Below are 20,434 nucleotides of genomic sequence, written 5' to 3'. Positions count from 1 at the left end.
TTTAATATTGTCATAAAAACTGATCGTAAAATATACATTTTATAATAATATCTCGACACATTTTATACTATAAATCAACACTCGACATTAATTTTATAATTATAATTGTCATTTTGGTTAAATACCCCAAAAGCTGACCAATTTCAGAACAAGTGATTTGGCCAAGCATATTACTAGATATTCATTTCTTCCTTAATTATGCTGTACATTTTGCGGTATTTGCTATGGTTAAAAATGTTATAACTTAATCCCATTTTCGAGTAAACTGCTTTCACTGTGACTTTTTCACCTGCCATGATTAGCTTATCGCGAGCAGTTCTTATTAAAGCCATGATAGATTCATTCTTTTTCTGATCTTGATAAATCTTACTTAATCTTATTTGCTCAGAAATCCACTGGTAAAGCAGAGGGAAATTTTTTCTTATGAATTTGCGGGAGCGACCTAAATATTTGTATATATCTTTGGAATAAATTGGTTCCCCCTTTTCATTCATCAATTTAACATATTCACTTGCCGCATCCACTAGCTTAACTTGTTCTTGCTGTAGATTACTCTCTCTTTGGTCCTGATTAATCTCTTTTGCTGTAACATTTATCCCGTGGTACCTAATGGTGCCTTCACTCAAGTCAAGTGTATGAGCAAGTTCCTTAACAGTCACTCCAACATTATTTTGCACCATTTCATCAATGGATAGCTTTGCTTCCCTGTGTCTCTTTGCCTTTTGTACAACCGATTGTTTTCTTTTTGAAGATTCCTTTATCAAAAGAGCCTTAAATTCTCTCGATGCATAATAGTAATAAAAAGTAACTTGGTCCCAATTAAATAACCTACGCGCAACATTATACATATATTGAGCGTTTCTAGCACAATTTTTTATTTCGTCAAAGTTTTCAACAATTAAATTCCTTTGGGATTTTGGCCTGTAAAATGAAACATAGTGGTCAGATAGCAATTCGTGATAAAGAAGATAGCCAAAAATTTCATTTGCCCTATGAACTCCTAATTTTAGTTCCTCTCTTATTTTTTCTCTAGTTAGACCTAATTCTAAGAAATTTAATACCTCACTTATCACTTGTATTTCATTTGCAATATTTCCCCACTGATTAGTATACCTACTAAACCCGTAACGCATAAAACAACTGGAGCATATCCAGGCTGATGAGTATCTGTGTTTATACTTTAAATGATGTCCATCCCCAGATAATTCTATTATCATTTTTCGTGTACCACCGTCAGAACACCAAGGTGTCAAACAAAAACCAGGTTCCTTCTCTTGTATCTGCGCTTGAAATGATTGAATATAACTAGATTGAACCATAATATTTACGAATCTCTCTACAGATAAATGCTCGGTCCGCAATACATGAAATAGATCAGCAATAAATACCTTTTGAAATCGAGTCCTATCACATACTAATCCAGTAAAGTTTCGTACTTTATCACGAGATAGACTTTTCACAGAACTCCATTTTAACTTTGGTTGTTGTCCTTGAGCTACAAATAACAATTTTATTGCTAATGTTTTTTCCTTTGTTAATCCGTCAATCTCCTTCTCTGTAACCAATTCCGTTGTAGGATGCAATATATATCTCCAATTTTCATACTTTTGCAACTGATCCATAATGAAGACTTCATTATTAACTACCTCTTCATTCTCCGTTTTAAGTGCGGTTTGGCAATAGTAGCACTCACAGAAAGCAAGCGATTTTGATATATAGGGTTGCTCTCTTAAGCAATTATTACACAGGGACTTTAGACTGACATGGTGTATATCACATATTTCAATTTCACGGACTTGCCAAATTAACTTAAAAAAACCTTTTTCTTTTAAGCACTTTGGGCAAAATCTCCGCTTTTCCTTTATGATATGATTTTTCATAAAGTAGTTATAAACTTGGGTTACTGATTCATGATTATTAAAGAACTTCTTGATTAATGGATAAAACGTCATATCTTCAATTTGGCTATTTGATGTACACAACAACTTTGCCAATGTAGAAGCGTTTATAACCTCATGTGGAAAAATATCCAACTTATATCCAAATATATTTTGAACTTTAGATTTCGGTCCAGTGTTAACTAATTTCCATATTTCTAGAAAGCTTATTTCATTTCTAACTGCAATTCGACACAAATATGAGGTCAATGATTCTTCCCACTTGGGTTGCGGTCGAATCGTAAGCATTTCCTCCACATCAAGCACTCCTTATCAATAAGCTTATTAGTTTCGTTGGGTAATATATAAAAACCCTTAAAATGTTTATTTTAAAGGTTCAGATAACACATCCCTCCCTTGCTGAATGTATCCTTTCAGCAAGGGGTTGTCGATTCTATAAATTTCCCTCTACATCCAATTAAATAGCAGTGCAGCCTTACCAGGCTGTTGCTGTTCAATTTCTCTAAAAGCACTCCACAGTCTTCATTCTGGTGAATCTTCTGATTTACGGACACACAAATTGAAGACCCCTGAACTAGAAATGTGAGCAACTACTATACCTTCTCGATCACGCTTATGAATATGTTCTCAATGTCATTTAAGTTCTACATCTTCAATCATGCTGATGAGAGCTGTCGGTTTGGGAAAACCAATCATCGTTTTCCCTTCGCTTTCGTAAACCGTTATTTAGCATGGCAAAAAGTAGCCGACTAATTCGTTTCTACTAAGTACTCTGGCTGCTTCAAATGGATTGCATACTTCAAGAACGCGATAAGGCATTTTGTAGCTCTCGATCCCCTTCTTCAGCAGTTTTGCTGTAAGGTCAAACTGCCAGAGGATGCCGAAATTATGCTCTTTTAGATTTTTCTCGAGCAATGTGATTACTTCATCGATTGATTTGTCAGTTGTCACCGTGTAATGAAAATCCATATCCATCCACCTCAACGATATCATTCACAATGGATGTCAAGGTTACTCCTCTGCACTTTTGATTTCCACCTCAAAGATTCCAAACAATGCTAATGTTTTTTCAAGCACCCTCCGCATCTTTTCAAATTGGCCTTCACTAACTTTTTCTGTCATCGTGATAAATATCTCCCCTCTTGACCCTGTAAATCGAACAAGATCCAGTCTAGAATCTTGCGGGAAAGGATTTTCGTAGCCTAGCCGCATTGTTTGTAACAGTAATTGAATGGCGGTAATTCCTGGGGCTTTGACAGAAGTTAGATTTTGATATTCGATTTGTACGGGAACTGGCTCATTATTCCGAATCAAGTAAATGGTATAATGCTCTGCCGAAGGATTGCTTTCCTCACATGCTACACGAGATGCGTCCTGTACTGAAATATCTTGAATGATCACTTTTACCTCTTCTGTTTCATGGAACCCTTCCAGGCGGTATAGTTCTTACCCACTTATGGAGAGGAACAAGAGCGTTGGATTGTTCTTGACTCGAAAATCATTGGTACGTTTCGCATCGAGCTCGACATAAACTGTTTCCGTCTCCAACTCTGGGAAAGAACTACGTATTTCTTGTAAAACCTCTCCCATAGACCTTCCCATCGGACAAGCTGTTAGCGTAAGCAAGATAATCTTTTTCACAGTTTCACTCAATGTAACTGAGCCTCCTTTTGGCAAACAGGTATTGTAAACCAAAAGGTATGTATATCTTCATTTGATTGAAACCCAACTTTCCCACCATGAAGCTCAACAATTTCCTTTACAATGGCCAATCCAAGACCTGCTCCTCCGGTTTCGCGATTACGGGATGGGTCAATCCGATAGAATCGCTCAAACAAAAATTCTGCATGTTCAGCCGTAATTGGTCTTCCTTGATTGGTTACAAATACCTGATATTGATCCTTCTCCCTCTTCCCTTCCACTCGAATCCATCCAGCGGCATTATGTTCAATTGCGTTTTTTAAAACATTTATCAAAGCTTGTGTAATACCATCCTCAGCTCCTTCAATTTGCTGATCCTGAAGATGACAGGAATAGCTTATCCCTCTATTTTGTAACTCCAGTTCAAAGGTTTTCAAAGCATTTACAATGACCTTTTCCATAGAAAGCGGTGTCAACTTTTTTCCTGACTGCCTCTTGCCTTCCCAAATATTCAACTCGTGGATTTGTTCGACCAAACGGGCGATCCGCATTGTTTCATCGTGTAGAGAAGAATACAGATCGGGGGTTCCTTTCAATATCCCTCCGCTTAGCGCTTCTAGATATCCAATCACATTGGTGAGCGGAGTTCGCAATTCGTGGGCCAGATCGCCAAGCATTTTCGTTCGTAATGCCTCACCGCGTCTCATTTTGTCTACTAAGTATTGAAAGTCGCCTGTCAACTGTCCTACTTCGTCTTGTGTTTTGGAGTGAAGTGGTTCAGGATATCGTCCACTCGCTAACATCCGTGCTGACTTGCTCAGTTGCTTGATCGGATAAAGAACTTTCTTCACGATCGCATAGTGGAGAAAGCCGGAAACACAAATCGCCAGTATGCTTGTTCCCAATAAGTAATAATGCATCGTCTCGCTGAATTCCAATTTCTTTTCCTGATCGATGGCATCCAACTGATTCACGAGATAACATGCAAAGTCTTTTACGGATACGGCCGCAAGCCAGATTGCGATACCCAAGACAAGTGCATTGACGGCGATCATCTTCCAAAGAATGTTAATACGAAACAAACCGATACCCCATTCCTCGAATGGTTTCGATCAATTCACCTTTGCCATCCCATTTCAGCTTCTCTCTAAGCTTGCCGATGTGGACATCGATGGTTCGATCGATAACGACTTTCTCTTGATTCGGGTACAACTCATGAATGAGTTGCTCCCTCGATAGGACCTGGTTGGGATGCTGCATGAGAAAATACAATAGTTTGCACTCATGCTGTGTTAACGAGATCGGTTGACCACGATAATGCACTTCAGCTCGATGAGGTTTTAACGTGATCCCCCGATAAGTGATTTTGCTGCATCGCTGGGCAGTTCTTCGCAATACCGTTTCGACTCTGGTGACGAGTTCTTTCGGACTGAATGGCTTTGTCACATAATCGTCAGCGCCCATCTCCAAGCCTTTGATCCGGTCCTTTTCCTCTACTTTTGCAGTAAGCATGATGATGGGAATATCGGCTTTGAGGTCTTCGCGTATCCAACTGCATACCTGTTCCCCGCTAATCTTGGGAAGCATTAAATCCAGAATGACAAAACAGGGGTCGTATCGCATGAACTTGTTTTGAGCGTCTTCACCGTCCTGGGCTTCCCACACTTCATACCCTTCATTCTCCAGATACACTTTTACCAGCTTTCTGATCTTTTCGTCGTCTTCCACAATGAGAATGGATTTTCCTTTGTTGTTCATCTCTTGCCTCCCCAGATTTAATCAATGGAAGACATCAGTTTATCCATCATTTCTTTATCCATGGGACCTATGATTTTTTCTTGAATGACGCCTTTTGAATCGATAATATAGCTTGTCGGAATGGAAACAACCTGATATGTGTCGGCAACCTTGTTGTCCACATCGAGAACGACAGGGAAGCTGAGACCGAACTCTTTAATAAAGGCGGATACTTTTTCTTTGTTATCGGATTGTGTAAGATTTACCGCAAGAACGGCAATATTATCTTCCTTTTGCTCCTCGTAGAAAGCCTGCATATCCGGCATTTCGGCTCTGCATGGGGGACACCAGGTTGCCCATAGATTGACAATTAGCTTTTTCCCTCTGAAGTCAGATAGTTTCATTTTCGTGCCATCCAGTGTTCGCAGCTCGAAATCCGGAGCTATGTTCCCTTTTTTGATGCCCACTGTGGCTTCTTTCTGTTTTTCTCCTTGCTCGCCCCCTGTGGACATACCAGAGTTTGCCGGCGAATGACTAATATCGTAAATCCCCCATGCAATCAGAGCGAGCATTGCCATTATCGCAAGTATGTTTTTCATTGAACAGTCCCCCTAAAAGGAAAATGGAGTAAATGCGGCAAGCCATGCGCTGATTTTTTGAAATTGACCGGTGAACAACAATAATCCCAACGATAGTAAGATCCAACCATTGATTTTATTAAGTAACGGTAGAAACGCATTGATTTTTTTTACGATGGAAATGGAGTAGGTAACAGCGATTGAAATCATCAGAAAAGGGATGCCCAATCCAAGGGAGTAGATCAGCAGCATAAACATTCCCTGATACATCGTTTGAGAAGCGCCAGCGAGCAGCAATATCGAAGACAATGCTAGTCCAACACAGGGGGTCCAACCCGCCCCAAACGCAATTCCCATTAGAAACGGTCTCCACTTATTTTCTAAGTTGCCTCCGGATACATCCAAACGTTTCTCGGACATCAGCAGACGAATGTTCAAAAATCCGATCATTTGCATTCCGAAGAGAATAATCAGTAACCCGCTAATTTTTTCGATGATGGCTCGATTATCCGTCAAGAGTTGCCCAATCATGCTAGCGGAAGCTCCCATCAGCACAAAAACGATACTGAATCCCGTGATAAATCCGACTGATCGTTGCATGACTACTTTACTGGTCACATACATTCTATTGTCTTTCACACTAGATCCGGTTAAATTCGCCACATATGCCGGAAGCAAAGGAAAAATGCATGGTGAAAAAAAGGATAGAAGCCCAGCAGCAAATGCAAACAGTACCGACATGTTTTCCAATACAATGCCCCCTTCGTATGAGATCAATTTATAGTTGGAATGTTAAGTTTCTTTAAAGTACTTCAATTTTTCCAAAATGAGGTCTGCCAGCAAACAAGAAATGCCAAGCAGCAAATATAGCAGCTGCTCCTTGGAAAGACCTATCATGTATGCCGCTGAATCCTTGAAAAACAGGACAAAAATCTGGCCTATGTTAAACCATAACAACAATTGAATCCATCCATTTCTTCGGGTGTTGTAGGAAATACTGTTATGAATCCACAGATAGCAGACACCAGAAAGAATGGATTGGAGCAGATGATAAAGATCGTTTTCCTCATATAGAACCAGATGCTGGACATGAAAGGTTCCCCATGCCGCCAGCAAACCAATTGAGGTCAGGTAAATAACTTTGTTTAGTGGAATCTGTCGCTTTCTTAGCTGAACCCACACATAAAGTGCCGCTCCCACTCCAGCAAGCACCATCCCTCTGCTTCCACCGGAAAAATAAAGAATGGAAAGCGGATTCTCTACTGCCTTTAAGGGGTGAAAAAGCACATAACTAAATTTCCATAATACGAAGGCAAGCAGAGCCATGCCGCTTACAATTTCTGTGATTGCTTGGATTTGATCTTTATTGTCTTTGCCACGTAGTCGAATAACCAGATATCCTACCAGACCCGACAACACGTAAATGAGGACGCTGGTTTTCACTTGAAATGGACCTAATTGAATTACATCAACCATTTTTTCCCTCCTAACCTGTTCGCAGTATAGGCATCATTTGTAAAGAATGAATAAAGAAAGCCTATTCTTTAGAAAGGATAGGCTTCATGTTCGTGCTAATTCTATATCGGCATTCATTGACTACGATTTTTTTGGACAATGAGAATGTAATGGGATTCGGTAGGATAGTCTCGTGTTATGACTTCAAACCCTTCTTTTTTCATCTGCTCTTCCAATTCATCAGAGGCAATCCGGTGATGTAATGGCGGCCCCTGTTCTGTTGTTTTCTTTCCCCATTCCAAACAGAAGCTGGTGCCACCGGGCATTAACACCCTATGGGTCTCTTGGAGCCCCTTCGCTAATGTTTCAACTTCGTGGAGAACAAGTGATGTAATCACATTTCGCACAGCTTCATTTGGCAAAGGTATGTCTTCGATTATGCCTTCTACATACGTCACATTCTCCAGGCCCTCTCTTTGCACCTTTTCTTGTAATAAAGACAAAATTTGAGGTTCCATGTCTAAAGCATAGACGGTTCCGCTTGTTAAGTGAGCAGTAGGAATCGTGAAAGAACTTTCGTTGAAAATCCAATCTTATTACTTTTGTATCTTTCCCTTCCAGGACATAATTCCACCTTGAAGATTTATCAGGTTGGAATATCCCCTTTTTGCCAAAACACGAGCAGCCTGTTTGCTCCTCATGCCACTCTGGCAATAGAGATATAGGGGTTTGTCTTTTGGAAGGGCATTAATACGTGCTGATAATTGGGAAAGGGGTACATTGACCGCCCCTGGAATGAAGCCATTTTTATATTCATTTGGTTCCCGTACGTCCATAATATATTTAGGGGTACGCTGATCTAGCTCATCTTTAAATTGTTGCGCGCTTATATTCTTTAGTCCCTTTACTGGTGCTAATCTCGAAAACAAAAAATAAGCAATCAAAGCAAACAAGATAATTTGAATAATCGATGTGAAGTCCAAAAAGTCTCCTCCTTAATTCTTTATCTGCTTTTTACCAGAAGTTCAACAGCTTCTGTTACCAGCTTAGAGGTGTCCCCACCTTTGCTTTGTTCCTCCTCTAGGCATTTCACCAAATTAACTGCTACGATGACTGCTATCGCTTTATCTGCAGCACTTCTTACGGCTGATAATTGAGCAACCACATCTTTGCAATCTTTTTGTTCTTCCATCATCCGGAGAATTCCCTTCACTTGGCCCTCTAATCGTCTCAAACGTTTTTTTACATCATCGGTATATTCCATTGTTTCCTTCCTCCATTCGTTCATTTCTTAAGTTATACAGCAATTCCGTTCAACGTTTTGCAAAACCATAGGTTAAATCATGTCCATTTAAATGAACAAGTTTACCTTCGCATGATTCGCATCACCGAGGTAGGCGGCAACACCTGCATATTCAAGGCCGTCAAGCAATTCTTCTTTTTGTAGCCCCAATAAATCCATCGTCATTGTACATGCCACCAATTTAACTCCCTGCTCCTGTGCCAATTCAATTAGTTGGGGTAAGGTCAAAGCATTATGTTTTTTTATAACGTGTTTAATCATTTGTTTCCCCATTCCCCCAAAATTCATTTTGGAAAGGGCTAACTTATCTGCCCCCCGAGGCATCATCCAACCAAACATCTTCTCCAATCGCCCTTTTTTTACATTTACATCTTGATCCTTTCGAAAGGCATTAAGTCCCCAAAACGTTGCAAAAATGGTTACCTCATGATCATAAGCCGCAGCTCCGTTTGCGATAATAAAGGCTGCCATGGCTTTATCATAATCACCGCTAAATAATACGATTGTTGTTTTTTCTTTCATGTTTTCCATTGAAATACCTCTCCCTGTTCGTGGTTGTCATAAATTTTGATTCAATAGTTATTAACATGATTAATCTTATTTTTTACCCATACCCCTATAGGTATACTATCTGTAAGTGACTTGTTTGTCAAGTGCGGCAGTTAGTTTATAGCTGCCACTTAACACCTGGTTTCATATTGAGATGCAGGCAATCATAAATAAAACAGCGTAGGTTAGGATGAAACTAATCTTACGCTGCCTTTTCTATCTATAAATTATTTTCTGTTGTGATTTTAGTATCTGCACATCAACTTTATTTTTGTTCTACGGATCGAAATTGAAGATAAGTTCCTGCTACTAAAGATAATAAGATAATCCCCACAGAAGTCCATTGGGCTGCAGTCCAGTGAAACAAATATCTAGGGGAATCCCCACGAAGCATTTCTAACAAAAATCTCCCAATGTTATAAAAGATATTGTAAGCAAGGAAAAGAAAACCCTGTTTTAATTTCTTCCGAAGCAAAATCATAAGCAAAGCAAAAATGAGTATGTCCATTTGTCCTTCCCATACTTCGGCCGGCCACAGAGGTTGATCTCCGAAAGTAGCTCTGGCATTTGTACCTTCTGGATACAAAATACCAAAATTACTGCCTGTTGGGTCTCCAAAAGCATCCCCATTCATCAGGTTTGCATCACGACCGATACTTTGAGCAAGTATCAGTCCTGGCGCACATAAATCGGCCAGTTCCCAAAATGAAAGACCATGCTTTCTTACATACCATATCCCGACCAAAATGGCACCAACGATTCCTCCCTGAATAGACAGTCCGCCGTGCCATATCGCGATGATCTCTTCAGGGTGTTTGGAATAAAACTCCCACTCGAAGAAGAAAACGGTCCAGAATCTTGAACCAATAATAGCCCCGATCATCATAGGTACAATCAGATTCATCAGATGATCTGCTAAATGTTCTTTCTTTTGCAGTTTTGCTAAGGTGATCGTAACGCCAACACCTAGGATAATCGCTAATACAAACAAAAGACTGTAGGAGCGGATGGGAAAAGAACCTATGTATGTAATATATTGATGCAATACAATCACACTTCTTTCATAAGTTAGTAATTCAAAAGAATCATATCTTGCCTTAGCGGTATATTACTACGAATGTTCTAAGCGGTAAAATCAAATTCTGCAATACTCCATAAATCGATAGTTAATCGAGCAATCGTTTCAAAGAAAACAACGACAGACCAGAAAATGAGCTAACATCCTAGTCTGCCGCTGCCTTATGTCACTACTCAAACATCATACTCTTACATTCTCATTGTTTCAAAGTTCATACCCACTCTTTCCTTTTCGAGTGTGGGAAAATAAGTGTTAGTTTTAATCGGCAGCTCTTGCATCTGCTTTTGTTTGGTGTACAGTACCATGAGGATGTTCAGGAGGCGCATAGATTACATAAACTTTGAGTGGTGTATTGCCCATATTGGTTATATTGTGCCACTTTCCGGCAGGGATCATGATGGCATAATCATCAATTGCCATTTGTTGAAAATCTAATCGCTCCCTGCTGTCACCCATTTGTACAAGCGCTTGACCTTCTTCAATCCTTATGAATTGATCGGTGTTAGGATGGACTTCTAAACCGATGTCATCTCCAACATTAATACTCATTAAGGTTACTTGGAAATGTTTACCTGTCCATAATGCTGTGCGAAATGTATTGTTTTGTTTCGAGGCTTGCTCGATATTTACTACAAATGGTCTTGGTCCATAATCTGTTAATGGAATATTCCCATGACTGGAACTCCAATTATGATAATTTATATGGTAATAATAGGGGTGCCAGTGGTGATGACCCCAATTGTTGGGATTCCAGCTGATTTGCATTGGATAGTACGAATGGTAGGTACAACATGACTCACGATACATATACATTCTCCTCTCATGATTTCGTTGTTTGCCTTTTATCCTTTTTATCCTATGCGGTTGCCTACATGAAGGATTGCAAAATGGTTAATAATAGGCAAATGCCTGTGCTTAGCGCTTCAAAGGAATATGGTTAGGCACTCGCATAAAAAACCAAGCAATCCATCAATCGGATTGCTTGGTTTTTCCTAAATCCTAGTTAAGACCTTTATAAAATTGAGGTCCATATTTTTATCGCTGTCATGGCAATCAATACGACTAAGCCGTAACGAAGCACTTTCACGTTTATTTTGGAACTTATACGAGAGCCGATTGGTGCACCAATTACACTCCCTATGACAGTAAATAAAGTAGGGAACAAGGGAATATGCCCGGCCGTGATTTTACCGAGAACCCCTCCAATTGCAGAAATAAAGACAATCGCTAAGGAAGAAGCGATGGTTACTCTAGTTGGGATTTTAAGCAGTGTCAGCATGATTGGAATTAAAATAAATGCCCCTCCTGCTCCCACGATTCCGGATACGATACCTACTAGAAAGGCAGAAACGACAGCGATGGCCTTATTAAAATGAATCTCATCTTGATTTGTGTCGTGTCTGCCCTTACTCGGTAACAGCATGAGCACAACTGCAATAATTGCCAAGATTCCATAAACGAGGTTAATCGTGTCGCCAGACAAATACTTGGAACTCACACCACCGACAATGCTGCCTATCAAAATACTTGCCCCCATATAAATCACGAGGCTTTTGTGAATGAACGATCCATTTGATAATCGATTTTTCTTTTTATAGGAAAGTACACCAGCCAACGAAGCAAAAAAAACTTGGAACATACTGATCGCAGAAACTTCTTGTGCCGAAAAATCAGCCACACCCAATATCGAGGGTACGAACAATAAAAGCGGATAGTTAATAATGGCTCCGCCAATCCCCAATAAGCCGGAAAAAAACGAACCGATAAGCCCTAGGACCAGCATCACTAGACCAAGGAACAACAATTCCATCATATCCTCCTTATGACTTGTGCCATGCACACCAAACAAAAACTGGATCTATTCGAATCGCGAAAAGATGGATATAATAATGCCAAGTAATTAAATCGGAAAAGGCAGGTATCAATCATGTTATCTTTCTTGAGGAATTTGCTTTCCGAGTTTTGTCCTAAATGCAATCAACCACTGCAAGCTTCACATGCAGACATATGTTGTATAAAAGCTTGCCCCGATGGGCATTTCAAAGAAGAAACCTATTGCCATCTTGGTGTGCGAGTCATTCATTATGACTTGAAATAAGCGAACACCTTATACGTGTTCGCTTATTGTTTGTCCCTTACTGCTTTTTGACGTAGAACGTAAATACACCATTCTCTTCTACATAATGAACGAGCTCATGGTTGGTCTGTTTGACCCACGCCTGAAAATCATTCACAGACCCTTTATCGGTTGAAACAACTTCCATGATTTGTCCTGGTTCCAAATTGTCCAGGGCTTTCTTTGCTTTTACGATCGGCATCGGGCATGCCATTCCTTTTGTGTCCACTGTGATATCTGCTTGCATGTAAATCAACTCCTTCTCCTCTTATTGGTCATGAACAGCACAACGATTAGGGCCAATCTCCATCTCTCGTTGCTCTTCTTCCGACGGATTGATTTTTCCCATATTGGTTTGACGGATCTCTTGGTAAGCATTCGGTTGAGGAGGCAAGTTTTCCGTTACGGTTCTACGGAACTCAGCCTCGTCCGTAATGTTCAAACCCGGATTGTCCTGATACAAGTCTCCCAGTCGAGCGGCTACCTTGCCGCCTTCGCCCAACTCTGTCACTTTTCCGAAGTGGGCCGGAAGCACAATCAGATCGTTGGAGAGTTCCTTAAAGCGTGTATAAAGCGTAGTGCGAAGATCTCCTACCCAATCCTCTGCTTTCCCCGCAAGATCCGGACGTCCAATGGATGTGATAAACAAAATATCTCCGGTAAGCAGGTATTGATCATCCACGATCAAAGACGTGCTTCCGATCGTATGCCCAGGGGAGTATACAGGTTGGATGTTAATTTTCGATTTTCCGACTTCAATTTCTTTCCCATCCTCTAGGGACTCATAAGAAAAGGTCACTTCCGTTGCGTCTTTTGGTGGAAGCCAATAGGTTGCTCCCTCTTTTGCCGCCAGCTGCCTTCCCCCAGAAATGTGGTCGGCATGAAGATGTGTATCGATGGTATGGGCAATTTTCACATTTTTTTCTCTGGCGAATTGCTCAAAAACGTCTGTCATCCTCAAGGTATCAACCACAGCGGCTTCTCCATTTGAGAGTACCATATAGGATAGGCACCCTTTTCCGATTCGCACAAACTGATAGAGCGAACCCCCGTCTTTCAAGTCACCGACCTTCACAGGCTCCAAGTGCTCACTCCAAGCTTTCATTCCACCTTCGAGGTAACTGACATTTGTTCTGCCAGCTTCCACAATCTGTTCGGCGACAAATACAGATGACCCTTCCTTCGCGCAAACCACAAGTAACGGTTTGTTTTCAGGGATCTTATCCAGAGCTGAATCTACGCCATCAATCAGGTCAAAATACGGAATATTGATGATCTCAATGCCCTTGCCTTCAATTTTCCAATCACTAAATTCAGTTTCATTTCGCACGTCAAGAATAAACAGTTCCTTGTGATGGAAGACAATCCGTGCCAGCTCATGTGAAGTCATTTTTGTTAGACCAGTTGTCGCATTCATGAATGTTTCGATCCTCCTATTAGAACGTAAGCGAAATATTGGCGTCTTTTGCAAAATCAAGGAACGTAACCGCGCCTCCCACGTCAATGCCCTCGATAAAGTCTTCCCTTTTCAAATTCATAACGTCCATGGTCATCTGGCAAGCGATGATTTTGACTCCCATTTGCTGGGCCATGTCGACTAACTCAGGTATCGAGGGCACATTGGCATTTTTAAAGCCTTCTGCGAAATGCTCTCTGCCAGCTGGCATCGGCAGCTGTTGATATGCTTGTTTGTGAATCAGATTAAGACCCTCGAACGTAAAGAAGATGGCTACTTCCGCATCTGTTGCAGCAGAGGCCGTTGCGATATTAAATACCTTGTAAGCGTCAAATAATCCACCGTTGCTTGCGATGATTGCTACTTTTGTTGCCATTTGTATACCCTCCATCTTATTTATTGGTTATTTTCGGTGGCGCCTGTCCAACCGGACATACCAGGCAATACATTTTTCACTTTTGTAAAGCCTTTCTCAGCTAAAAGCTGACATGCCATATCACTTCGAGTCCCCGTACGGCAAATCACGTGGATCTCTTCATCCGTATTTAGCTCATTGATGCGTTCCTCTAACTCGCCCAATGGGATCGATTTTGCTCCTGGCACACGTTGGAATGCATATTCTGCTGGTTCGCGGACGTCTAAAATGGTTATCTTCTCATTCGCATTGATCTTTGCTTGCAGCTCATCGTTCGAGATGGTGTGAGGGAATTTATTTTCCTCTTTGGCCTCGCTTGGACTTGCCTTGCGAAGGTAATGCTTTAGTACATCCCCTTCTTCTACGGTTCCCAAGTATTGATGCCCGGTATTTTTGGCCCAACCTTGCATGTCCGCCAGCGAGCCTTTATCTGTAGCCTGTACTTCAATGACCTGACCTGATTGCATTTCCTCAATTGCTTTTTTCGTTTTCACAATCGGCATTGGACATGCCAAGCCTTTGCAATCCAAGGTTTTATCCGCTTTAATGGATGATGGTGAAGTCATGTTTACATACCTCCATAGTTTCTCTTACATGTAGGTTTCCAATGCTGCGTTTCGATTGCAGCTCAAAATCTGGAATTTATAGAACCTTGTTTGAGTGTGAGTTTTAAAATAACCATTCAACTCATTGTCCATAAGTATTTCCAAACTGTTGTGTTAAGATTAGTAATTGAGTTATAAAATACATATACTAGTATAGGTATTTATCTGGCCAAAATTAGGTAATTTCATTGCAAATAGCACTGGAGAAATTTGTACTGTCCCTTGCTTCGACCATGTCGTAGAAACCAATTACCATAAACCCCTTTCTTCTCAGGTACAACATGACGTAATTTCGGCTAACTATACTCTCAGCGACTACAATCACTTTTTTGGCGGTTATTTCATATATATACCTTTGCAAATAGGCATGCGGTATATTGATCGCCCCAATGGTGATTTGTATGAAACATTGTAGTCTCTTGCATCAATGACTACGTTATCCGAAGGGAGATTTTGAAGGGAAGTGATTTCAGGGATTCCCCTCAATAGATAACCTCTGCGGATATAGAAAATCAAAATCAAAAGGAGTACACTCATAGCAGTAGTTTCTATCGTCACTTTCAACCCTCTCTTCCTCTTCCGGAGTTCCATCATTCGGTTATGATCCTCTCTCGACTTCTCCAGGCCACTGCATCATTCCACCCACCATATTAACCACTTTATAACCCTTTTCCGCTAAAAATTCACATGCCTGGCCACTGCGGTTACCACTTCTACATACCACAACCGTCTCCGTGTTCGGGTCAATTTCAACGAGGCGATTCTGGATGGATCCTAATGGGATATGTTTTGCATTTGGGATATGTCCAGATACCCATTCCTCCGGTTCACGCACATCAATGATCACTACCTTTTCCTGACTTTCAAGGCGTTTGTTCAATTCAATCGGCAAGATTGTTTTCACTTCATTGTTCATGTCAATTGCCTCCTTGATCTAGTGGGATCCCTTTTTAATCCAAAACTTGAACACGCCATTCTCTTCTTGCTCTTGAACCATTTCATTTCCTGTTGTTTTCACCCAAGCCGCCATATCATTTCTGGATCCTTTATCCGTCGCATGGACCTCCAAAATCTCTCCTGTCTGGAGCTCGTTGATCGCCTTGTTTGTTTTGACTATCGGCATCGGACAAGCCAGTCCTTTCGCATCTACGATCCTATTGCTTTTCATGATTCATTACCTCCAAGTTAGTGTATGTTAATTATGCCTCTGTCATTATGCAAAGTGATGGACTGCACAGCGATTTGGTCCAATTTCGAGTTCTTGCTGCCGGTCTGGAGTAGCTTCCTCCACGCCTCGGTTAATGGCAACGATTTCCTCAAAGTTTGGAGGGGTCTCAGAATGAGCCGATGCCGCTACCGAGTCAATAAAATCACTTTTGTTTTTGTTTCTCATCAGCTCGTTCTTTTCCCGAATATCACCAAGTGCTGCACCAATATATCCTTCTTGATTCAGTTCATCATCCAGGTTTGCATAGTGGGCGGGCAAAACAATCACATCATCTGCCATTTGAGATACCTTGTCATAGACGGTTTCATACAGATCCTCTGCCCACTCGCGAACTTTGCCCCCAAGATCCGGACGGCCCAATCCTCCTACAAAAATCGTATCACCAGAAAACAGAAGCTTATCATTAACCAGGAAAGAGACGCTTCCCGGTGTATGTCCTGGAGTTTTTACAGCCAACACTTGCATGTCGACTAGTTCAAACTGAATGTGCTCGTGATCTTCCAATGCTTTAAAGTCAAAGACCGCCCCTTCACTTTTCATCAAATAATAAGAAGCGCCAGTAGCATCAGCGAGGACATTCCCGCCCGAGATATGATCGGCATGCAGGTGAGAATCAACGATATGCTTGATCGTGACACCTTCATTTTGAGCGACCTTCTGATACAAATCCGTGAAGCGAGAAGGATCAACAACAAGCGCTTCTTTGCCTGACAGTACCATATAGGATAGGCACCCTTTTCCTACGCGGATAAACTGATACACTTTTACTTGTTGATCTTCGTATACAATTACTTGTTCTAAGTGTTCACTCCATGCCTTCATGCCACCATGCAAATAATGGACATTTTCTCTTCCTGCCTCAACGATTTGCTCGGCCACAAACTTCGAAGAACCTTCCTTCGCACATACCACAAGAAGCTTTTTGCCTACTGGGATTTGTGATAATGCCTGTTCAACCCCATCGATTAAGTCAAAATAAGGAATATTCAAGAGTTCAACGTTTTCCCCTTCGATTTTCCAATTTTGAAAATCGCTTTCGTTTCGTACGTCCAAAATGAATAATTCTTCTTTGTTTTTTAGTGTTTTAGCTACTTGCTCTGCCGTCATTACGTTTAACATGTTGAATTCCTCCTTAATGCGAAGTTGATTAATACATATACACCTATGGGTATATAACTAAGCAAAAAAATCGTTTTATACATATACCCCTATGCGTATTATAGGTATCTGAATTCTATATGTCAATAGTACTCTTTTAGAGTATTTTACCCTCTCCAACATTGGAGAAAGCCATTAATTATTATTGTGGGATTCTTATTGCATGCCCATCTAGGTATACTTGGAAATTTCCCAAGTTCTTTTTTATCCTCGTTAATTAGTCCAAAGATTCCATCATCAACTCTTTGACGTTTTTATTATGTGCACGCACTCTTTTTTCAATATATACTGTTAGTTCCGGGGTGTTTCGCCATAATAAATTTCGACTTTTTTGAAGATCTTTATATAACTGACTAGAAAACACTTTGTTTTGCTCGCGTTTTCTCAGATACTCATCCACGAAACCATAAATGTTCTCTTTCTCCATTAAGACTCGCTTTTCGAATTGGCACCTTTTCATCCTGCTTATGTATGGACAACATCCCCAATTTCGAATGGTATTGACACTAACCTTTAATTGTTCAGCTACCAAATTTACCGTGATTGTAGTTTCCTGATCAAACATCTCTTGTACAACCTGTTTCACTCTATCGATATTTAGTTCTGCATTGTTCCTCTTTGGGCGATTTCTCGTTTGCATCAGTAACTCTTTCATTACTGTTTTATGAAAACGGTAGACCAAAAAATGCCCGTAACTATTCCAACATTCCCATTTACGAATGCTATTTAACGGTATGTTTTTCCTTATTGCGGATATAAAATACTTCAATTGTTTAGCATTTATCTGAATTGTTGTGAATGCTAATCTAATTCTTGACCACCCAGTGGTACATCGCTCATAAAAAAGTTGACCACCTGAGCACCTCTTTCCTGTATCTTGAAGTTGCTGAGACAACAAGATATAGGAGGAAAGGACATGCTTCAGATGGCTAATTATGAGTTTATCAGGAAACAACACATTCTGCTAGGGAAGCCGATTCGGCAAATTTCTCGCGAAACTGGCTATTCCCGTCAAGTCATACGAAAAGCCTTAAAATCAACGGAGATCCCTGTGTACCAGCTGTCGAAACCGAAACCCAAACCAGTCATTGATTCCGTGCAGCCCATCATCCTGGAATGGCTGCGTCAAGATGAACAGGCTCCTCCCAAGCAGCGTCATACTGCCACTCGTATCTACCAGAGACTTGTCGACGAATACGGATTCACCGGCGGTGAATCTACGGTCCGACGTTACGTCAGACAACTACGCGTTTCTCCTCCAAAAGCGTTTGTCCCCCTCGAATTCCCGCCAGGGAAATTTGCTCAATTTGACTGGGGCGAGGTTACTGTTCTTTATCAGGGTATGCAGGTAAAAGTTCAAGTCTTTTGTATGCGTTGTACTTACAGCAGAAAGATTTTCGTCAAAACATTCTTTCATCAAAAGCAAGAAGCTCTCCTTCAAGGGCATGTCGATGCCTTTGAGTTTTTCGGTGCTGTTCCTCAGACCGTTACGTACGACAATCTGACAACTGTCGTAAAGAAGGTGTTGGAAGGTAAAAACCGCGAGGAACAAGAGCGATTTGTCCAGCTCCGTGCTCACTACCTGTTCGAAAGTCATTTCTGTGATCCGGGAAAAGGGCACCAAAAAGGTCAAGTCGAAAATCTCGTAAGGTTCGTCCAAAAGCAGTTCTTTACCCCAGTTCCAAGTGTCTCTTCACTGGAGGAATTAAATCATTTCCTCCTTGAGAAATGTATCTCTTACGAGACAACTACCATTCCGAGATCATCCTTGACCGTTGGAGCAGCGTTTGTGCAAGAGCAGCAGATCATGCTCCCATTGCCTCCACAACCACTGGATTGTTGCCGTGTCGTCTCTGTAAAAAGCAATACCTTGTCTATGATTCACTTTGAGAAAAATGCCTATTCTGTTCCCGTTTCATACGCATCTACCGAGCTTACTTGTAAGGTGTTTGCCGAACGGATCGAGGTATACCATGGAAACAAATTGATTGCTGAGCATGAGAGATGTTTGGAAAGCGGCAAAGAGCTTTTGCAATATGATCACTACCTGGATTTGCTTCTTACTCGACCAGGTGCGGTTTTGTATGCTAGACCTTTGCATCAAGCGGGGTTACCTCCAATTTACCAACAGTTCTTGGACAAGTGCCGTAACCGACCGGGAGGGATGAGGGAGTTTGTTAGACTTCTGCTTCTACATCGTGAATTCGATACTTCTCTCGTCGAGGAAGCACTAGAGGAAGCTTGTCAAAAAGGGATGTTACAATATGATGCCGTAAGGCAATTATTGTTTCAGCGTACGCTTCCGGAACATCGTGTCCCCCAACTTACGTTGGCTGAGGACAGTTCTATTCCGCGTATTCAGGTAAAATCCCCCGACCTAAGCCAGTACAATCGTTTGTTACAGAAAAGGAGTGTGGTTCATTGAGTACGACATTCTTGCTCGAAACCTACGCGAAACGCCTTCGCTTACCCGCCATTAAGCGTGTCTATAAGGAAATTGCCCATGATGCTGCCGAACGACAAATTCCCTACGAGGAGTTCCTCTTGGCCCTCTTGGAACAGGAGGTGCAACAACGAGATGCTAACCAAATCGCAAGTCGTATCAAGCACGCCAAGTTTCCGTCAGTGAAAACGCTCGATCAATATGAATTTTCAGCAGTCCCATCTCTTAATAAGCCCAAGTTGCTTCAACTGGCTCGTTGTGAGTACATCGAGAAGGCGGAAAACATCATGTTTATCGGAAACTCCGGCACCGGAAAAACTCATCTTTCCATTGCACTTGGCAAGGAAGCCTGCCATTACGGCTATTCTGTCCAGTTTTGGACTGCAGCCAAAATATGCAACGAACTTATGGAAGCTCAGTCCCAAAAACGCATCCTCCAGCTAGAGAAACAATGGTTGAAAACAGATTTGATCATTTTAGATGAGGTCGGGTTTGTCCCTCTTAGTCGGACCGGGGCAGAGTTATTATTTCAATTTTGTGCAGCTCGTTATGAAAAAGGGAGTATGATAATCACCAGCAATCTAGAATTTGCCGATTGGACACAAATTTTTAAGGATGAGCAAATGACGTCAGCCCTAGTTGATCGTCTTACCCACCGAGCCCATATCTTTGCGATGAATGGAGATAGTTATCGCTTTAAACAAAGCATTCAAAGATCGTGATCATGAAAAAGTTACCCACCCAACGGGTGGATTCATTTTGTCCTGGTGGTCA

General features: G+C 41.2%; 25 protein-coding genes and 1 pseudogene. 2 read left to right on the top strand and 24 right to left on the bottom strand.

Annotation, left to right across the window (positions count from 1 at the left end; genetic code table 11):
* Positions 1-173: 173 nt before the first annotated feature.
* From ACLIN2_RS32145 to ACLIN2_RS32030, 24 genes and pseudogenes are all read right to left on the bottom strand, one after another.
* Positions 174-2,186: a TniQ family protein gene (locus ACLIN2_RS32145; protein ID WP_246071116.1), complete on the bottom strand. Its 2,013-nt coding sequence runs from the start codon at positions 2,184-2,186 to the stop codon at positions 174-176.
* 345 nt (positions 2,187-2,531) lie between these two features.
* Positions 2,532-2,867 (bottom strand): annotated as a pseudogene (locus tag ACLIN2_RS32140) (DUF302 domain-containing protein).
* Between the two features lie 42 nt (positions 2,868-2,909).
* Positions 2,910-3,299: a hypothetical protein gene (locus tag ACLIN2_RS32135; RefSeq protein WP_122961081.1), complete on the bottom strand. Its 390-nt coding sequence runs from the start codon at positions 3,297-3,299 to the stop codon at positions 2,910-2,912.
* A gap of 45 nt (positions 3,300-3,344) precedes the next feature.
* Positions 3,345-3,551: a hypothetical protein gene (locus tag ACLIN2_RS32130; RefSeq protein ID WP_122961082.1), complete on the bottom strand. Its 207-nt coding sequence runs from the start codon at positions 3,549-3,551 to the stop codon at positions 3,345-3,347.
* Positions 3,548-4,342: a sensor histidine kinase gene (locus ACLIN2_RS32125; protein ID WP_411504968.1), complete on the bottom strand. Its 795-nt coding sequence runs from the start codon at positions 4,340-4,342 to the stop codon at positions 3,548-3,550. The genes ACLIN2_RS32130 and ACLIN2_RS32125 overlap by 4 nt, the downstream gene beginning before the upstream one ends.
* Before the next feature lie 265 nt (positions 4,343-4,607).
* Complete coding sequence (locus ACLIN2_RS32120; protein WP_122961084.1) at positions 4,608-5,297, bottom strand: response regulator; 690 nt, start codon at positions 5,295-5,297, stop codon at positions 4,608-4,610.
* A gap of 17 nt (positions 5,298-5,314) precedes the next feature.
* Positions 5,315-5,875, bottom strand: coding sequence for a peroxiredoxin family protein (locus ACLIN2_RS32115; protein WP_122961085.1), 561 nt, complete (start codon positions 5,873-5,875; stop codon positions 5,315-5,317).
* A gap of 12 nt (positions 5,876-5,887) precedes the next feature.
* Positions 5,888-6,604 (bottom strand): cytochrome c biogenesis CcdA family protein, encoded by a 717-nt coding sequence (locus tag ACLIN2_RS32110; protein WP_174769325.1) that lies wholly within the window; start codon positions 6,602-6,604, stop codon positions 5,888-5,890.
* Between the two features lie 42 nt (positions 6,605-6,646).
* Entirely contained in the window at positions 6,647-7,330 is a 684-nt protein-coding gene (locus tag ACLIN2_RS32105; RefSeq protein WP_122961086.1) for a hypothetical protein, read from the bottom strand.
* Positions 7,331-7,443: 113 nt separating this feature from the next.
* Positions 7,444-7,827, bottom strand: a complete 384-nt coding sequence (locus ACLIN2_RS32100; RefSeq protein ID WP_122961087.1) for a class I SAM-dependent methyltransferase — start codon at positions 7,825-7,827, stop codon at positions 7,444-7,446.
* Between the two features lie 78 nt (positions 7,828-7,905).
* Positions 7,906-8,292: a rhodanese-like domain-containing protein gene (locus tag ACLIN2_RS32095; RefSeq protein ID WP_122961088.1), complete on the bottom strand. Its 387-nt coding sequence runs from the start codon at positions 8,290-8,292 to the stop codon at positions 7,906-7,908.
* 20 nt (positions 8,293-8,312) lie between these two features.
* Positions 8,313-8,573, bottom strand: a complete 261-nt coding sequence (locus ACLIN2_RS32090; RefSeq protein ID WP_122961089.1) for a metal-sensitive transcriptional regulator — start codon at positions 8,571-8,573, stop codon at positions 8,313-8,315.
* Between the two features lie 87 nt (positions 8,574-8,660).
* Positions 8,661-9,143 carry a DsrE/DsrF/DrsH-like family protein gene (locus ACLIN2_RS32085; RefSeq protein WP_122961090.1) on the bottom strand — a complete coding sequence of 161 codons (483 nt, stop codon included), beginning with the start codon at positions 9,141-9,143 and terminating at the stop codon, positions 8,661-8,663.
* A gap of 283 nt (positions 9,144-9,426) precedes the next feature.
* Positions 9,427-10,206: a prolipoprotein diacylglyceryl transferase gene (gene lgt, locus ACLIN2_RS32080; RefSeq protein ID WP_122961091.1), complete on the bottom strand. Its 780-nt coding sequence runs from the start codon at positions 10,204-10,206 to the stop codon at positions 9,427-9,429.
* Positions 10,207-10,497: 291 nt separating this feature from the next.
* Complete coding sequence (locus tag ACLIN2_RS32075) at positions 10,498-11,046, bottom strand: cupin domain-containing protein (protein ID WP_122961092.1); 549 nt, start codon at positions 11,044-11,046, stop codon at positions 10,498-10,500.
* A 205-nt stretch (positions 11,047-11,251) separates the two neighbouring features.
* Positions 11,252-12,049 (bottom strand): sulfite exporter TauE/SafE family protein, encoded by a 798-nt coding sequence (locus ACLIN2_RS32070; RefSeq protein ID WP_122961093.1) that lies wholly within the window; start codon positions 12,047-12,049, stop codon positions 11,252-11,254.
* Between the two features lie 325 nt (positions 12,050-12,374).
* Positions 12,375-12,602 carry a sulfurtransferase TusA family protein gene (locus tag ACLIN2_RS32065; RefSeq protein ID WP_122961094.1) on the bottom strand — a complete coding sequence of 76 codons (228 nt, stop codon included), beginning with the start codon at positions 12,600-12,602 and terminating at the stop codon, positions 12,375-12,377.
* A gap of 21 nt (positions 12,603-12,623) precedes the next feature.
* On the bottom strand, positions 12,624-13,745 hold the full coding sequence (locus ACLIN2_RS32060) for an MBL fold metallo-hydrolase (protein ID WP_373863372.1): 1,122 nt from the start codon (positions 13,743-13,745) through the stop codon (positions 12,624-12,626).
* 46 nt (positions 13,746-13,791) lie between these two features.
* Positions 13,792-14,187, bottom strand: coding sequence for a DsrE/DsrF/DrsH-like family protein (locus ACLIN2_RS32055; protein ID WP_122961096.1), 396 nt, complete (start codon positions 14,185-14,187; stop codon positions 13,792-13,794).
* A gap of 20 nt (positions 14,188-14,207) precedes the next feature.
* Positions 14,208-14,792: a sulfurtransferase TusA family protein gene (locus ACLIN2_RS32050; protein WP_122961097.1), complete on the bottom strand. Its 585-nt coding sequence runs from the start codon at positions 14,790-14,792 to the stop codon at positions 14,208-14,210.
* Positions 14,793-15,429: 637 nt separating this feature from the next.
* Positions 15,430-15,747 (bottom strand): rhodanese-like domain-containing protein, encoded by a 318-nt coding sequence (locus tag ACLIN2_RS32045; protein WP_122961099.1) that lies wholly within the window; start codon positions 15,745-15,747, stop codon positions 15,430-15,432.
* 18 nt (positions 15,748-15,765) lie between these two features.
* Positions 15,766-15,999 (bottom strand): sulfurtransferase TusA family protein, encoded by a 234-nt coding sequence (locus tag ACLIN2_RS32040; RefSeq protein ID WP_122961100.1) that lies wholly within the window; start codon positions 15,997-15,999, stop codon positions 15,766-15,768.
* 45 nt (positions 16,000-16,044) lie between these two features.
* Positions 16,045-17,178, bottom strand: coding sequence for an MBL fold metallo-hydrolase (locus ACLIN2_RS32035; protein ID WP_122961101.1), 1,134 nt, complete (start codon positions 17,176-17,178; stop codon positions 16,045-16,047).
* Between the two features lie 256 nt (positions 17,179-17,434).
* Entirely contained in the window at positions 17,435-17,857 is a 423-nt protein-coding gene (locus tag ACLIN2_RS32030) for a hypothetical protein (RefSeq protein ID WP_411504729.1), read from the bottom strand.
* A gap of 276 nt (positions 17,858-18,133) precedes the next feature.
* Between ACLIN2_RS32030 and istA the strand changes: the two genes are divergently transcribed.
* On the top strand, positions 18,134-19,642 hold the full coding sequence (istA, locus tag ACLIN2_RS32025) for an IS21 family transposase (protein ID WP_411504638.1): 1,509 nt from the start codon (positions 18,134-18,136) through the stop codon (positions 19,640-19,642).
* On the top strand, positions 19,639-20,382 hold the full coding sequence (gene istB, locus ACLIN2_RS32020; RefSeq protein WP_411504637.1) for an IS21-like element helper ATPase IstB: 744 nt from the start codon (positions 19,639-19,641) through the stop codon (positions 20,380-20,382). The genes istA and istB overlap by 4 nt, the downstream gene beginning before the upstream one ends.
* Positions 20,383-20,434: the final 52 nt, after the last annotated feature.

The sequence above is a fragment of the Brevibacillus centrosporus genome, from assembly GCF_046622605.1.
Taxonomy (GTDB): domain Bacteria; phylum Bacillota; class Bacilli; order Brevibacillales; family Brevibacillaceae; genus Brevibacillus; species Brevibacillus centrosporus.
This window is presented reverse-complemented; position numbering and strand designations above follow the sequence as displayed.

Bases quoted from the DNA above. Each gene is read 5' to 3' on its own strand.
- ACLIN2_RS32120 (WP_122961084.1), bottom strand. From the start codon at position 5,297: ATGAACAACAAAGGAAAATCCATTCTCATTGTGGAAGACGACGAAAAG.
- ACLIN2_RS32085 (WP_122961090.1), bottom strand. From the start codon at position 9,143: ATGGAAAACATGAAAGAAAAAACAACAATCGTATTATTTAGCGGTGAT.
- ACLIN2_RS32105 (WP_122961086.1), bottom strand. From the start codon at position 7,330: ATGGTTGATGTAATTCAATTAGGTCCATTTCAAGTGAAAACCAGCGTC.
- ACLIN2_RS32125 (WP_411504968.1), bottom strand. From the start codon at position 4,342: ATGTTAGCGAGTGGACGATATCCTGAACCACTTCACTCCAAAACACAA.
- ACLIN2_RS32035 (WP_122961101.1), bottom strand. From the start codon at position 17,178: ATGTTAAACGTAATGACGGCAGAGCAAGTAGCTAAAACACTAAAAAAC.
- ACLIN2_RS32030 (WP_411504729.1), bottom strand. From the start codon at position 17,857: ATGCAAACGAGAAATCGCCCAAAGAGGAACAATGCAGAACTAAATATC.
- ACLIN2_RS32145 (WP_246071116.1), bottom strand. From the start codon at position 2,186: ATGCTTACGATTCGACCGCAACCCAAGTGGGAAGAATCATTGACCTCA.
- ACLIN2_RS32075 (WP_122961092.1), bottom strand. From the start codon at position 11,046: ATGTATCGTGAGTCATGTTGTACCTACCATTCGTACTATCCAATGCAA.
- ACLIN2_RS32055 (WP_122961096.1), bottom strand. From the start codon at position 14,187: ATGGCAACAAAAGTAGCAATCATCGCAAGCAACGGTGGATTATTTGAC.
- ACLIN2_RS32100 (WP_122961087.1), bottom strand. From the start codon at position 7,827: ATGGAACCTCAAATTTTGTCTTTATTACAAGAAAAGGTGCAAAGAGAG.
- ACLIN2_RS32115 (WP_122961085.1), bottom strand. From the start codon at position 5,875: ATGAAAAACATACTTGCGATAATGGCAATGCTCGCTCTGATTGCATGG.
- ACLIN2_RS32090 (WP_122961089.1), bottom strand. From the start codon at position 8,573: ATGGAATATACCGATGATGTAAAAAAACGTTTGAGACGATTAGAGGGC.
- ACLIN2_RS32065 (WP_122961094.1), bottom strand. From the start codon at position 12,602: ATGCAAGCAGATATCACAGTGGACACAAAAGGAATGGCATGCCCGATG.
- ACLIN2_RS32045 (WP_122961099.1), bottom strand. From the start codon at position 15,747: ATGAACAATGAAGTGAAAACAATCTTGCCGATTGAATTGAACAAACGC.
- ACLIN2_RS32040 (WP_122961100.1), bottom strand. From the start codon at position 15,999: ATGAAAAGCAATAGGATCGTAGATGCGAAAGGACTGGCTTGTCCGATG.
- ACLIN2_RS32060 (WP_373863372.1), bottom strand. From the start codon at position 13,745: ATGACTTCACATGAGCTGGCACGGATTGTCTTCCATCACAAGGAACTG.
- ACLIN2_RS32050 (WP_122961097.1), bottom strand. From the start codon at position 14,792: ATGACTTCACCATCATCCATTAAAGCGGATAAAACCTTGGATTGCAAA.
- istA (WP_411504638.1), top strand. From the start codon at position 18,134: ATGCTTCAGATGGCTAATTATGAGTTTATCAGGAAACAACACATTCTG.
- ACLIN2_RS32070 (WP_122961093.1), bottom strand. From the start codon at position 12,049: ATGGAATTGTTGTTCCTTGGTCTAGTGATGCTGGTCCTAGGGCTTATC.